This window comes from Micromonospora sp. NPDC048999, from assembly GCF_040649295.1.
Lineage (GTDB): Bacteria > Actinomycetota > Actinomycetes > Mycobacteriales > Micromonosporaceae > Micromonospora.
This window is the reverse complement of sequence record NZ_JBEZFI010000009.1, coordinates 24,091-36,401: the sequence shown is the minus strand read 5'-3', so window position 1 is coordinate 36,401 and position 12,311 is coordinate 24,091. Positions and strand designations below refer to the sequence as shown.

The 12,311-nt window shown below is 71.4% G+C and carries 11 protein-coding genes; 4 read left to right on the top strand and 7 right to left on the bottom strand.

The window, feature by feature from the left end:
- Positions 1-21: 21 nt before the first annotated feature.
- Both AB0C02_RS13500 and AB0C02_RS13495 read right to left on the bottom strand, forming a co-directional pair.
- The gene (locus AB0C02_RS13500) at positions 22-807 is read right to left on the bottom strand and encodes an AraC family transcriptional regulator (RefSeq protein WP_357547768.1); all 786 of its coding nucleotides are present in this window, start codon (positions 805-807) and stop codon (positions 22-24) included.
- Positions 808-1,136: 329 nt separating this feature from the next.
- Entirely contained in the window at positions 1,137-1,685 is a 549-nt protein-coding gene (locus tag AB0C02_RS13495) for a TetR/AcrR family transcriptional regulator C-terminal domain-containing protein (RefSeq protein WP_357547767.1), read from the bottom strand.
- Positions 1,686-1,726: 41 nt separating this feature from the next.
- Between AB0C02_RS13495 and AB0C02_RS13490 the strand changes: the two genes are divergently transcribed.
- Both AB0C02_RS13490 and AB0C02_RS13485 read left to right on the top strand, forming a co-directional pair.
- Complete coding sequence (locus AB0C02_RS13490; protein ID WP_357547766.1) at positions 1,727-2,494, top strand: ABC transporter ATP-binding protein; 768 nt, start codon at positions 1,727-1,729, stop codon at positions 2,492-2,494.
- On the top strand, positions 2,484-3,233 hold the full coding sequence (locus AB0C02_RS13485; protein ID WP_357547765.1) for an ABC transporter permease: 750 nt from the start codon (positions 2,484-2,486) through the stop codon (positions 3,231-3,233). The genes AB0C02_RS13490 and AB0C02_RS13485 overlap by 11 nt, the downstream gene beginning before the upstream one ends.
- A 36-nt stretch (positions 3,234-3,269) precedes the next feature.
- Here AB0C02_RS13485 and AB0C02_RS13480 read toward each other — a convergent pair whose 3' ends face one another.
- The 4 genes from AB0C02_RS13480 to AB0C02_RS13465 are packed head-to-tail and all read right to left on the bottom strand — an operon-like array spanning position 3,270 to position 8,568.
- Positions 3,270-5,078: an IucA/IucC family siderophore biosynthesis protein gene (locus tag AB0C02_RS13480; protein ID WP_357547764.1), complete on the bottom strand. Its 1,809-nt coding sequence runs from the start codon at positions 5,076-5,078 to the stop codon at positions 3,270-3,272.
- A 13-nt stretch (positions 5,079-5,091) separates the two neighbouring features.
- Complete coding sequence (locus AB0C02_RS13475) at positions 5,092-5,679, bottom strand: GNAT family N-acetyltransferase (protein ID WP_357547763.1); 588 nt, start codon at positions 5,677-5,679, stop codon at positions 5,092-5,094.
- On the bottom strand, positions 5,676-6,971 hold the full coding sequence (locus AB0C02_RS13470; protein ID WP_357547762.1) for a SidA/IucD/PvdA family monooxygenase: 1,296 nt from the start codon (positions 6,969-6,971) through the stop codon (positions 5,676-5,678). The genes AB0C02_RS13475 and AB0C02_RS13470 overlap by 4 nt, the downstream gene beginning before the upstream one ends.
- A gap of 40 nt (positions 6,972-7,011) precedes the next feature.
- Positions 7,012-8,568: an aspartate aminotransferase family protein gene (locus AB0C02_RS13465; RefSeq protein ID WP_357547761.1), complete on the bottom strand. Its 1,557-nt coding sequence runs from the start codon at positions 8,566-8,568 to the stop codon at positions 7,012-7,014.
- 197 nt (positions 8,569-8,765) lie between these two features.
- Between AB0C02_RS13465 and AB0C02_RS13460 the strand changes: the two genes are divergently transcribed.
- Positions 8,766-10,823, top strand: a complete 2,058-nt coding sequence (locus AB0C02_RS13460) for a penicillin acylase family protein (RefSeq protein WP_357547760.1) — start codon at positions 8,766-8,768, stop codon at positions 10,821-10,823.
- A complete protein-coding gene (locus AB0C02_RS13455; RefSeq protein WP_357547759.1) occupies positions 10,813-11,388 on the top strand; it encodes a GNAT family N-acetyltransferase in 576 nt (191 codons plus the stop codon). Before AB0C02_RS13460 ends, AB0C02_RS13455 begins: the two co-directional genes overlap by 11 nt.
- Here the strand turns inward: AB0C02_RS13455 and AB0C02_RS13450 are convergent.
- Positions 11,358-12,281, bottom strand: coding sequence for a siderophore-interacting protein (locus tag AB0C02_RS13450; RefSeq protein WP_357547758.1), 924 nt, complete (start codon positions 12,279-12,281; stop codon positions 11,358-11,360). The genes AB0C02_RS13455 and AB0C02_RS13450 overlap by 31 nt on opposite strands.
- Between the last annotated feature and the right edge of the window lie 30 nt (positions 12,282-12,311).

The window sequence follows — 12,311 nt, the reverse complement described above, 5'->3', positions numbered from 1 at the left end:
GGTGCCGCAGCCTGCGGTGGCTCAGGCGCCCAGTCGATGCGGCTCGCGCCCGCTGCCGGCGAGCGCCAGCTTGCGGGCGTCGGGCAGGGCGAGCAGCACCGGCGGATCGAGTTCGCGGGCCGGCTCCAGGCGCAGGTCGACGGTCAGCCGGGTGTCAACCCGGACAGTGATCGGGCCGTAGGTGGCCACCAGCACCTGCCCGGTGCCGCCGCCGCGGACGGTCGCCGCGTGCGGGTCGCCGGTCACCGTCTGGGCGAGCAGATACCACGAACCGCGCGGCATCGTATCGAACTGGAACTCGCCGGGCTCGTCCAGCACCGCACAGCGCACCGGGCGCCCCTCGGGAATCCGATCGGCGAACAACCCGAGGAAGATTAATCCGCTTCCAGGGTGGTTACGGCTGATCGTGCCGTAGATGCGGGCGCCGCTGGCGAGACCGCGCGGGAAGCGCGTGTCGGTGGTTATCGCCAACGCGAACCCGGCCCGCTGGCGAAAGAGCGTTGGCGACATACCCACACTGCGACTGAACCGGGAACTAAAGGTACCGACGCTGTGGTAACCCACGCAGAGGCTGATGTCGGACACACTGAGCGCGGTTGAAACTAGCAACGTCTTGGCGCGTTGCAGCCGCAGGGCCGACAAAAACCGTCCGGGCGAGACGCCCGTGACCTGCAGGAAAACCCGTGAAAAATGGAATTTGCTGAACCCGGCGGCCTGGGCCAGATCCTCGACGGTAATCTGCTCACCCAGGTTGTTCCGCATGGTGATGATCGCGCGCCGAACGGCACGCTCGGTGGACTCGTTCACGAGGCCTCCAATTTTCGACAATCGAGAAAGTGAGTATTGTCGAAGCCGTAATGCCGCCTGCTCGCGAGGCTTAATGGTGATTCATCGGTTATCTTGATCGGCCTTCTCCGCGACAGCAAAAAGGGCGCGCACCCTCATTCCGGCACCCCTCGCGTCGCGCACATGCCGACTCCAATCCCCGCCGGTCGTGGATCTCCGACGCCTGCCGGCGTCGACGGTAACCCAGGACACTCCACATAGCAATGATTCGATTGTCAAGGCGGCGGGCGTCCCGGAATCCGGGAAGGCGTACTCGCGCCGATCCCGGTGCCCGAAGAAAGCGTCAGTGGCTATTCCGCCGCAGCGGTCAGACTCTCGATCATTTGGCCGAACAACTCCTCGGCGAACGCGAAGTCGGCGTCGGCCTCCTGTTCGCTGCGGAACCGGCCACCGGCCTCGGAGGCGGCGAAGCCGAGCGCGAAAGTGGACAGCAGTCGCTCCACCCGGGGCACCTGGTCCTCGGGTACCCCGGCCTCCCGCAGCGCCTGGTACACCCCGTCCCGGGCGCTTAGCGCCGCGTCGGTGGCCGCGCGGCGTGCCAGCAGGAGCGGGAAGACCTGTGGGTGGCGTCGGGCGGCGGCCCGCAGGATCGCCCCCTGTCGGTGCAGCCGTTCCCGCCAGGGCAGGCCGGGGTCCGGCAGCTCGCCGGTCAGCAGCCGCTCCACCAAACCGTCGAGCAGGCCTTGCTTGTCGCCGACATGCCGGTAGAGCGCCATCGGGGTGACCCCGAGCCGGTCGCCCACCCCGCGCATGGTGAGCCCGGCCAGGCCGACCTCGTCCGCCAGCCGCAGTGCGGTGTCGAGGATTTCCTCGCGGGTGACCTTCGCTCTTGCCGGCATGCGGCCAGCATAGTATACATCGTAGATATACGACGTATATCATGGAGGTTGTGATGCTGATGGCCGAGCAGGTGCACAAGCGCTACGGCCCGGTGCGGGCGCTGGCCGGCTTCGATCTGCGCATCGCCGCGGGGGAGGTGGTCGGCCTGATCGGGCGCAACGGCGCGGGCAAGTCGACGTTCGCCGGCATCGCCGCCGGGCTGCTGCGACCCGACCAGGGTGGCGTGCGGGTCGACGGGATCGACATCGCCCGCGATCCGGTCCAGGCCCGGCGTCGGCTCGGCCTGGCCGGCCAGGAGCTGGCGCTCTATCCCACCGCCACGGTCGCCGAGAACCTGCGCCTCTTCGGCGGGCTGCACGGCTTGCGCGGTCGGCTGCTGCACGATCGCATCGAGGATGCCGCCTCCGCGCTGGACGTGACCGACCTGCTCGCCCGCCGTGTCGGCACGCTCTCCGGTGGCCAGCAACGGCGTGTCCACACCGCCGCCGCGCTGCTGCACGAACCGGCCGTCCTGCTGCTGGACGAGCCGACCGTCGGCGCGGACCCGGCGAGCCGGCAGGCGTTGCTCGCGACCGTCCGGGCCCGGGCCCGAGCCGGCGCGGCGGTCTGCTACACCACGCACTACCTGCCCGAACTGGAACTGCTCGGTGCCACCGTCGCGTTGGCCGACGCCGGCCGGGTGGTGTTCCGGGGCACCCGCGCCGAGCTGCTCGCCACGCTGCCGCCGATCGGTGGGCGTCCCCCCACCCTCGATGACGTGTTCCAGCGCTGGAGTGCCGCCGCCGAGGAGGCGCTCGATGTGGCGTGAACCGGCCAACCGGATCCTCGTCATCGCCCGGCACCAGCTGGTCCTGCTGCGCCGCGCGCCCGGTCCGCTCATCGCGTACACCGTCATGCCGATCGTGTTGACCACGCTGCTCGAACCGGTACGCGCTCAGCTGGCCGACGCCGGTACGCCGGGCATCGTCGCGGCGGCACCCGGCATGCTCGTGATGTTCTCGCTGTTCATGACCGGCGTCATCGGCGACAGCCTGCTGGTCGAACGTGCATGGAACACCTGGGACCGACTGCGTACCACCCCGACTCGCCCGCTGGAGCTGCTGGTCGGCAAGGCACTCCCGCTGCTGGCGGCCCTGCTGGCGCAGCAGGCCGTGGTGCTGGGCTACGCCGCAGTGGCCTACCGGCTGGACCTGGCCGCCGCTGGCCCACGCACCGCTGCGGTCGGCGGCGCGTGGGCGTTGTGCGTCGTCGGCTGCGGCACCGCGCTGGCTACCGCAGTACGCAGCCATGCTCAGCTCAGCGCCGTCAAGGACATCGCCACGCTGGCCCTGGCCGGCCTCGGCGGGGCACTGATCCCGGTTGCTCTGCTGCCGTCCTGGGCCGGTCCACTCGCCCCGCTGTCCCCCGGTTTCTGGGCCATGCGGGGATACACCGACGCGCTGACCGGGCGCACCGAGGCGGCCGGACTCTCGATCGGGATCCTGCTCGCCGTTGGGGCGACCGGGTTGGCCGCCGCCGCGCTACGGATCCGCAGGACAACCTCGTAGCAACGGCCATCGTGTCGGCCGGTGCCGGCCCCGGATCTACGAGGCCCAGGCGGCGATGGGGTTGGGGAGGGTGCCGACCAGTTGCAGGGCGGCAGAGGGATCGGCCAGGTCGACCATCTGCTGGTTGTCGCGGAGTTGGAGCCGGTTGAGACAGGACAGGGCGAACTCGTCGGCGAACAGGTCGTACCGCCGGAATCGGTCGGCCAGGTGGGGCACCCGGTCGCGGTAGTCGGCGGCGCAGGCGGCCACGGTCCGCCAGAAGGTCTCCTCGGTCAGCACCCCCTCGGTGACGAGCAGCGCACCCAGGTGCCGGAAGAAGCAGTCGAACACGTCCGTGAAGATCGACAGCAGGCGCATCTCCTCCGGGACGTCCGCCTGGATCCGGCGTACCTGCTCGGGCAGGGCCACCGCCGGGTCCATCACCACGATCTCCTCGGCGATGTCCTTGAAGATCACCCGCTGCACCTGTCCGCCGTCCAGTACCAGGATGACGTTCTCGCCGTGCGGCATGAACGCCAGGTCGTACGCGTAGAAGGCGTGCAGCAGCGGGACCAGGTACGCGTCCAGGTAGCGGCGCAGCCACCCCTCGGCGGACAGCCCGGACTCCGCGATCAGCGCGGCGGCCAGCGAGTGGCCGTCCCAGTCGGTGTGCAGCAGCGACGCCATGGTGGCCAGCCGCTGGCCCGGCTCCAGGGACGGCAGCGGGCTCTCCCGCCAGAGGGCGGCCAGCATCTTCCGGTACGGGGAGTACCGGTCGGTGGCCGCCTCCAACTGTCGGTGGCGATAGCCGATCGCGGCCCGTTCCCGCAGGATCGTCAGGCCGGTCGACCTGATCAGCTCGTCGTGGTCGAACAGGTCGGCGAGCCAGTCGTTGATCGCCGGGGTGGCCGCCATGTACGCGGCGGACAACCCGCGCAGGAAGCCCATGTTCAGCACGGACAGGGCGGTCTTGACGTAGTGCCGGTGCGGCGCGGTGACGTTGAAGAAGGTGCGGATCGACTGCTGGGCGAGATGCTCGTCCGGCCCCTCGCCAAGGCAGACCAGCCGGCGGGTGGCCAGCTCACCGGCGAAGGTGACCGAGATCCGGTTCCACCACTGCCAGGGGTGCACCGGGATGAGCAGGTAGTCGGCTGGGTCGAGGCCAAGCTCGGTGAGGGTGGCGGCGAACCGGGCCAGGGTCTCGTCGCCGAGTTCCTGCCGTACGTGGGTGTCGTAGTCCAGGTCCGTGCTGCAGGTGAAGGTGGCGTGGTCGCGGTGTGCGGCGAGCCAGAGCAGGCGGACCGGCCGGCCGGCCTCCGGGGCGTAACGGTGGTAGTCGCGGATGCCGAAGCCGAGCCGCCCGTTGTTGGCGACGAAGCAGGGGTGCCCCTCGGTCATGCCGGTCTCGACGGCCTGGAAGTCGGCCCGGGCCAGCACGGCGGCGGACATCGGCGGCCGGCCGAGCTTGTACGCGGTTCCGGCCAGGGTCGAGGTGATCTCTTCGAGGTAGACCGGCAGCACCTGGTCGGAGAGGCCAAGCGTGCCGCGCAGTTCGGTGCAGAAGTCCACGGCGTCCAGCGGCAGCTGACGCCCGTCCCGGCGCCGGGTGATGCTGTCCGGGTCGATGTGCCAGTGCTCCAGGGTGAGCACCTGGGCGTTGAACCGGTACTCGACGGCGCCGTCGTCGCTGTGCACCACGTACCGGCCGGCGCCGACCGGCTCGGGGGTGAGTAGCCGTTCGTGGGCGAATTCGGCGAGCGCCTTGCGGACCAGCAGGCGGTTGGCCCGGTCCCAGTGCTGCGGAATCAGGTGCGCGACCGACCAGTCCGGGGTGGACGGCCGGGCGGCGGGGGCGGAGGGGATCACGAGAGGGACTCCTTCAGGGGGTGGCCGGAGCGCCGGTGGTCAGGCCGGTGGCGTCCTCGAACATGGCGCGGGTGCAGACGCAGAGCAGGGCGTCCTTCTCGGGTTTGGTGATCGGGCCAACGACGGTGAAGCCGACGGCCGCGTTGAGGGCGTGCACCGCGCTGTTGCGTACGTCCGGTTCGACCACCACCCGCCGGGTCGTCGGGTCGTCGAAGAGCCAGGCCACGACCGTGGTGATCACGGCCAGGGTGAAGCCGTGCACCGGGGTGTCGGTGGGCGCGCAGAGGAAGTGCATACCGACGTCGCCCGGCGCCGCGTCGTACCGGTCGACCAGCTCGACGTGTGCGGGGTCGTACCGTTCGGCGAGGAAGGCCGGGCGGTCCCGCCACAGGCCGACGAAGGCGTTCTGGTGGGGGTGGGCGTGGATGCGCCGGTACTCGTCCGCGACCTGGGCCACATCGGCGTCGAGCATCATCCAGAAGGCGGCCTTGGGGTGGGTCACCCAGCCGTGCAGCAGCGCGGCGTCCGCGTCCGGGTCGAGGGTACGCAGGGCGAACGCGCCGAGCCGCGGATCGGTGCGCCGGTAGACGATATCGGTCACGACGCGGCTCCCGCCGGTACGCCGAACTCCTGGAACGTGATGCGCTTCTCGATCGGGTAGTGCTCCCGCCCGGTCAGCTCCCGGATGATCCATGAGTTGCGGTACGGGCCCATGCCCAGGTCGGGCGAGGTGATGCTGTGCGTGTGGGTGCCGGCGTTCTGGAGGAAGACCTCCCGGCCGGCGTGGTCGATGGTGTAGTTGCGGGCCACGTCGAACCGGCCGTGTGCGTCCCAGCGGATCCGGTCCCGTATCGGGGCCAGGAACTCCGGCACCCGGTAGTGGTAGCCGGTGGCCAGGATCAGCCCCGCGGTGTCCAGGGTGAAGTCCCGCCCCTGCTCGACCTGTCGCAGGGCGAGGCTGTAGCAGCCGGTCGAGTCGTCGTATCGGGCGTCGGTCAGTTCGGTGTGGGTGAGCAGCCGGGTGCGGACCGGACCGTCCAGGCTGCGGGCGTAGAGCAGGTCGAAGATGTCGTTGATCAGGTCGGAGTTGATCCCCTTGAACAGGCCCTTCTGCTCGGACTCCAGCCGGTAGCGGGTCGGTTCGGGCAGGGCGTGGAAGTAGTCCACGTAGTCGGGGGAGGTCATCTCCAGGGTGAGCTTGGTGTATTCGAGGGGGAAGAAGCGCGGCGACCGGGTCACCCAGTTGAGCTGGTAGTGGTGCCGGTCGAGGTCGGCGAGCAACTCGTAATAGATCTCGGCGGCGCTCTGACCACTGCCGACGATGGTGATGCTCTCCTTGGCCCGCAGCGCGTCCCGGTGCTCCAGGTACCGCGAGTTGTGGATCACGTCGCCGCCGAGCCCGGCGCAGGCCGCTGGTAGGTGTGACGGGGTGCCGGTGCCCAGCACCAGGCGTCGCCCGCGATGTTCCACGGTCTCCCCGGTCGCGCTGATCGTGGCGCTGACGAGGTAAACCCCGTCGCGGTAGCGGACCGAGGTGACCTCCTGGCCGAAGCGGAGGCTGGACAGCTTCCCGACCGCCCAGCGGCAGTAGTCGTTGTACTCCCGGCGCAGCGGGTAGAAGCTCTCCCGGATGTAGAACGGGTAGAGCCGTCCGGACTCCTTCAGGTAGTTGAGAAACGAGTACGGCGAGGTCGGATCGGCCAGGCTGACCAGGTCGGCGATGAACGGCGTCTGGAGCCGGCTCGACTCCAGCAGCATCCCGGGGTGCCAGTCGAACTCCGACCGGGCCTCCAGGAAGACACCGTCCAGGTCGGCGATCGGCTCGGCCAGGCAGGCCAGCCCGAGGTTGTACGGGCCCAGGCCGATCGCGACGAAGTCGTGGGTGGTGGACATGCGAATTTCTCCAAGGAACGCGGTAGGGGGACGACGGCGGTCAGCCGATGGGGCAGGGCTGGGCGGCGACGCCGATCGGCGACACGTCGACGCCGCTCTGCGCCCGCACGTACCGGCTCGCGTGGGCGGCGATCAGGTCGAGGACGTGGGCGATGTCGTCCACGGTGGTCTCCGGGTTCAGCAGGGTGAATTTCAGGTAGTGCGCCCCGTCGACCTTGGTGCCGGCGACCAACGCCCCGCCGGAGGCGGCCAGCGCCTCGCGGGCGTAGAGGTTGGCGTCGTCGGCCAGGTGGTGCTCGGCCGGCCGGTATCGGAACACGACGGTGCTCAGCTGCGACCGGGCCACCACCTCGAAGCGAGCGTCGGCGGTGAGTAGCCGCCAGGCATCGGCGGCGAGGTCGAGCACCTCGTCGAAGAGGGCGCCGATCGCGTCCGGGCCCATGATCCGCAGGGTCAGCCAAAGCTTGAGCGCGTCGAAGCGGCGGGTGGTCTGCAGGCTCTTGTCGACCTGGTTGGGGATGCGCTGCTCGGCCATCCGCCTCGGGTTGAGGTAGTCGGCGTGGTAGGTGGCGTGGCGCAGCACCGCATGGTCGCGGACCAGCAGCGCGCTGGAGCTGACCGGTTGGAAGAAGGACTTGTGGTAGTCGACGGTCACCGAGTCGGCCCGTTCGATGCCGGCGAGCAGGTGCCGGCGGGTCGGCGAGACCAGCAGCCCGCAGCCGTACGCGGCGTCGACGTGCAGCCAGACTCCGGCGGCCCGGCACAGCTCGGCGATGGCCGGCAGCGGGTCGATGGTGCCGAAGTCGGTGGTGCCGGCGGTGGCGACCACGGCCATCACGACCAGGTCGTCCTGCCGGCAGCGGGCGATCTCGTGGGCCAGCGCGGCGCTCCGCATCCGCCGGTCGGAGTCGGTTTCGACGGTGACCACCGCGTCCCGGCCCAGGCCGAGCAGCTTCGCCGACTTCTGCACGCTGAAGTGCCCGGCCTCGGAGGTGAGGATGCGTAGCCGGGGCAGCAGTTGTTCGCGCGGTCGGTCCGCCGCTGCCACGGCCTCCTCCCGGGCCAGCAGCATGGCCTGGAGGTTGGACTGGGTGCCGCCGCTGGTGAACACCCCGTCGGCGGCGGGGCCGAGACCGATCCGGTCGGCCGTCCAGTCGATCAGGTGGCGCTCGATCAGCGTGCCGCCGACGCTCTGATCCCAGGTGTCCAGGGAGGAGTTCACCGCGCTGAGCACGGCCTCGCCGAGCAGTGCCGGGATCACCACCGGGCAGTTGAGGTGCGCCAGATAGCGGGGGTGGTGGAACCAGACCGCGTCGCGGAGGTAGACCGAGTCCAGTTCGTCGAGGGCGGCAGCCGGGTCGGGCAGCGGCCGGTCCAGATCGATCCGGTCGATCTCCGGGGCGAGCCGGTCCGGCGTGATCCCGCTGAAGGGGCGGTCGACGTCGGTCACCCGCTGTGCGACTTTGTCGACGGCGGTGGCCAGCAGCTGCCGGTAGGCGTCGACCGTGCCGTGGTGGAACAGATGCGCGCGGGCGGCCGACGGCCGCCCGCGTGTCGGGTGCGGCGCGGCCTCGGCGGAGTGCCCTTGGAGGTTCATCGGCGGTTTCCTCAACGGTCGCGTGGAGACGGTGGACCGGCCGGGCCGGCGGCCCCGAGGGGGCACCGGCGAAAGCCTGAGTTAGGTTAACCTAACCTAATCTTCTGTCAAGGAGTCGCCGCTCGCTCTCGGTGAGTCGCGGGACGGGCGCGATTGCACGCGGCGCGAGGATTTCATAGGTTAGGCAAACCTAAATCATGAGGAGCGGTGTGGAGCATCAGGTCTTCCGGGATCCGTGGGGAATACCGCACCTGCGGGCCGCCGATCCGCCCGCGCTGGCCTTTGCCCAGGGCCGCGTCACCGCCCTCGACCGCGCCTGGCAGATCGAGGTGGAGCGGCACCGGTCACAGGGGACCAGCGCGTCCTTCCTCGGCCCCGAGGCCGTCGACTGGGACCGGTTCGCCCGGCAGGCCCGACTGGACGACACCGCCCGCCGCTGTCACGACAATCTCGACCCGGACACCGCGGCCTGGCTGGGCGCGTACGTCGACGGGGTCAACGCCGGCCTCGCCGTGGGTGCCCGGCGAGCCCCGCAGTTCACCGCCACCGGGCTGGCCCCCGGCCGGTGGCAGCCCTGGACCCCGCTGGCCGTCTGGCTCACCCACCACGTCCTCTTCGCCGGCTTCCCCGCAAAGCTGTGGCGCACCGAGGCCGCCCGGCACCTCGGCGAAGAAGCGGTCGCCTGCCTCGCCACCGACGGCCCGGACACCTCCGGCAGCAACGGCTGGCTGCTCAGCGGGGAACGCACCGCCAGCGGTGCGTCGATCGTCGCCGGAGACCCACACCGCTACCTCGAGGACCCGGGCATCTACCAGCAGATCCGGCTCGCCTGCCCGGCGTACGACGTGGTCGGCTTCGCCGTGCCGGGCGTGCCCGGCATCGCCCACTTCGGCCACACCGGCTCGGTGGCCTGGGCGATCACCAACGCCATGGCCGACTACCAGGACCTCTACGCCGAACGGCTGCGCCGCCGGGACGGGACGGTCGAGGCGCTCGGCCCTGCCGGCTGGTGCCCCGCCGAGGCCCACGTCGAGACCGTCGAGGTGGCCGGCGGTGACCCGGTCGACATCGAGGTGATCGAGACCGAACGCGGTCCCATCGTCGTCGGCGGGCCGGACGTCGAGCTGGCGATCAGCCTGCGGTACCCGCCCCGGGTCCGGGGAGACCTCGGCTTCGCCGCGCTGCCCGCCCTGCTCGCCGCCACCCGGGTCGCCGACGTGGACGCCGCCTGCGACCACTGGGTGGAGCCGGTCAACGTGGTGCTCGCCGCCGACACCGCGGGCGGGTTGCTGCATCGGGTCGCGGGTGCCGTGCCGGTCCGGGACCAGGCCAACCGGCTGCTCGTCGTACCGGCCTGGGAGCCCGGGCACGAATGGCGCGGCTGGCACCCCATGCCCCGAGCCGACGTGCCCGACCTCGCCGTGATGGCGAACGAGCAGGGGATCGCCACCCCGCTCGGCGTCGAGTTCGCGCCACCCCACCGGGCGAACCGGATCCGGGAGCTGCTGACCAGCCGAGCGGACTGGACAGCCGGGGAGCTGACCACCGTCCACACCGACACCCGGCTGGCCTCGGCCGACCCGCTCCTGGCCCTCCTCGCCGACCTGACCGGGCTCGGCCCGGCCGCCGTGGCGCTGCGCGACCGGCTGATGTCCTGGGACTGCGAGATGCGCGCCGACAGTGTGGACGCCGCCGCCTTCGCCGCCGTCCGCGCCGCCCTGGTCCGCAGGCTGGCCGCCCACCCGATACTGGCCCCGCTGGCCGACCCGTCCCGCTACCCGGCGCTTTTCCACCCCTGGCTCGCGCTGGTGCCCAAGGTCGGCTTCGCGCTGGAAACGCTGCTGCGCAGCGGCCTGCTGCCCGCCGCCGACCTGGCCGACGCCGCCCGGACCGCCGTCGAGGAGGCGGCCGAGGAGCCCCCGGTGCACTGGGGTGAGCTGCACCGGCTCGCCCCCTGGCAGGCGCTCCCCGACGCGGCGGTGCAGTGGCCGGGCCTCGCCGGCGACCACGACTGCGTGCTGGCCACCTCCAGCGTGCCCGGCGTCACGCACCACTGCTTCCGGGCCTCCGCCGCCCGCTACGTCTGGGACCTCGGCCGGCGCGACGACAGCCGGTGGATCGTCCCGTTCGGGGCCTCCGGGGTGCCCGGCGACCCGCACCAGCGTGACCAACTGCCGCACTGGCTGCGCGGCGAACTCATCCCGGTCGTCACCGACTGGCACCGGCTCACCGAGGAGCGAGACCATGACCACTGACCCGATCTGGCTGCGCCACGTCGAGAACCTCGGGCAGGTGCTGATCCGGCCGGTCGACCCCGCGACCGACACCGACCTGATCCACGACTGGGTCACCCGGGACCGGGCCCGCTTCTGGGGGATGCGCGACGCCAGCCGGGAGCGGGTGCGGGAGATCTACTCGTACCTGGACTCGCTGACCACCCACCACGCGTACCTGATCCACCGGGACGGCCGCCCGGTGGGTCTCTTCCAGACGTACGAGCCGGCGGCCGACCCGGTGGGCGAGTGCTACGACGTGCAGCCCGGCGACTTCGGCATCCATCTGATGGTCGCGCCGCCGGACGGCGGTCCCGAACCGGGCTTCACCGGCGCCGTCCTCGCCGCCTTCCTGGACTTCGTGCTGGCCGACCCGAGCCGCCGGCGGATCGTGGCCGAGCCCGACGCCCGCAACGACCGCGCCATCGCCCGGCTGATGCGGGCGGGGTTCGTGCCCGGCCCGCAGATCGACCTGCCCGACAAGCACGCCCAGCTGCTCTTCCTGGACGCTCGCGGTCAGGAGTCGGCGCGGCCCAGCCGCCAGTAGCCCATGAAGGCCACCGCGTCTCGACCGAGGCCGCGTTCGGCGATCAGGTGCCGACGCAGCCCACGGATGACGCCCGCCTCGCCGGCCAGCCACGCGTACAGCGACGCGGGAGCGGACGAGGGCGGCACCTCCCAGAGAATCTCCCGATCCACATCCACGTCCATCAGCGGATCCGGTCCGGCGGCGCCGACGGGCGCGAGGGCCGGCCGGGCGGCCGGCAGCAGCTCAGCGGCGAGCGCCGTCACCGCCGGCAGCAGCCGGCTGCCGTACCCGCCGCCGCCCCGGGCCAGCCAACTCACGGTGACACCCGGCGGTGCGGTCACCGGCAACACGTCCCCCGGATCGGGGACCTCGATCAGCGCGTGACCGCGTGCCCCGGCCGGCAGCCGTTCCAGGATCGCGCAGATCGCCGGCGCGGCCGTCTCGTCCCCGGCGAGCAGCAGCAACCCGTCCCGAGGCGGCCGGAACTCGACGCCGCCGTGCCTGCCCGGGTACCCGGCGTCCGGACCGACCAGGGCGAGCCGGTCACCCCGCCGGGCCCGCCCCGCCCACCGGGTCGCCGGACCGCCGTCACCGTGCAGGACGAGATCGACATCCACCTCCCGCAGCTGCTGGCGGACCTTGCGGACGGTGTAGGTGCGGACCGGGCTGCGCCGGTCGTCGGGCAACTCCCGCCACCGCTGGTACCAGTCGGGGCCGTTCGGCAGCTCCGCCACCCGGCTACCGGGCAGCGGCAGCGCCAGCTTGATTCGCTGGTCGTACCCGTTGTCGGCGAACCGCTCCAGGCCCGGTCCGGCGAAGGTGACCCGCAGGAACGACGGGCTGAGCCGCCGTAGCGCGCCGACCTCGACGTTGAACACACGCCAGGGCGTGACGGTGACGGTGCTGGGCATGAGAACCTTCCTATAACGGGCACCGGCCAG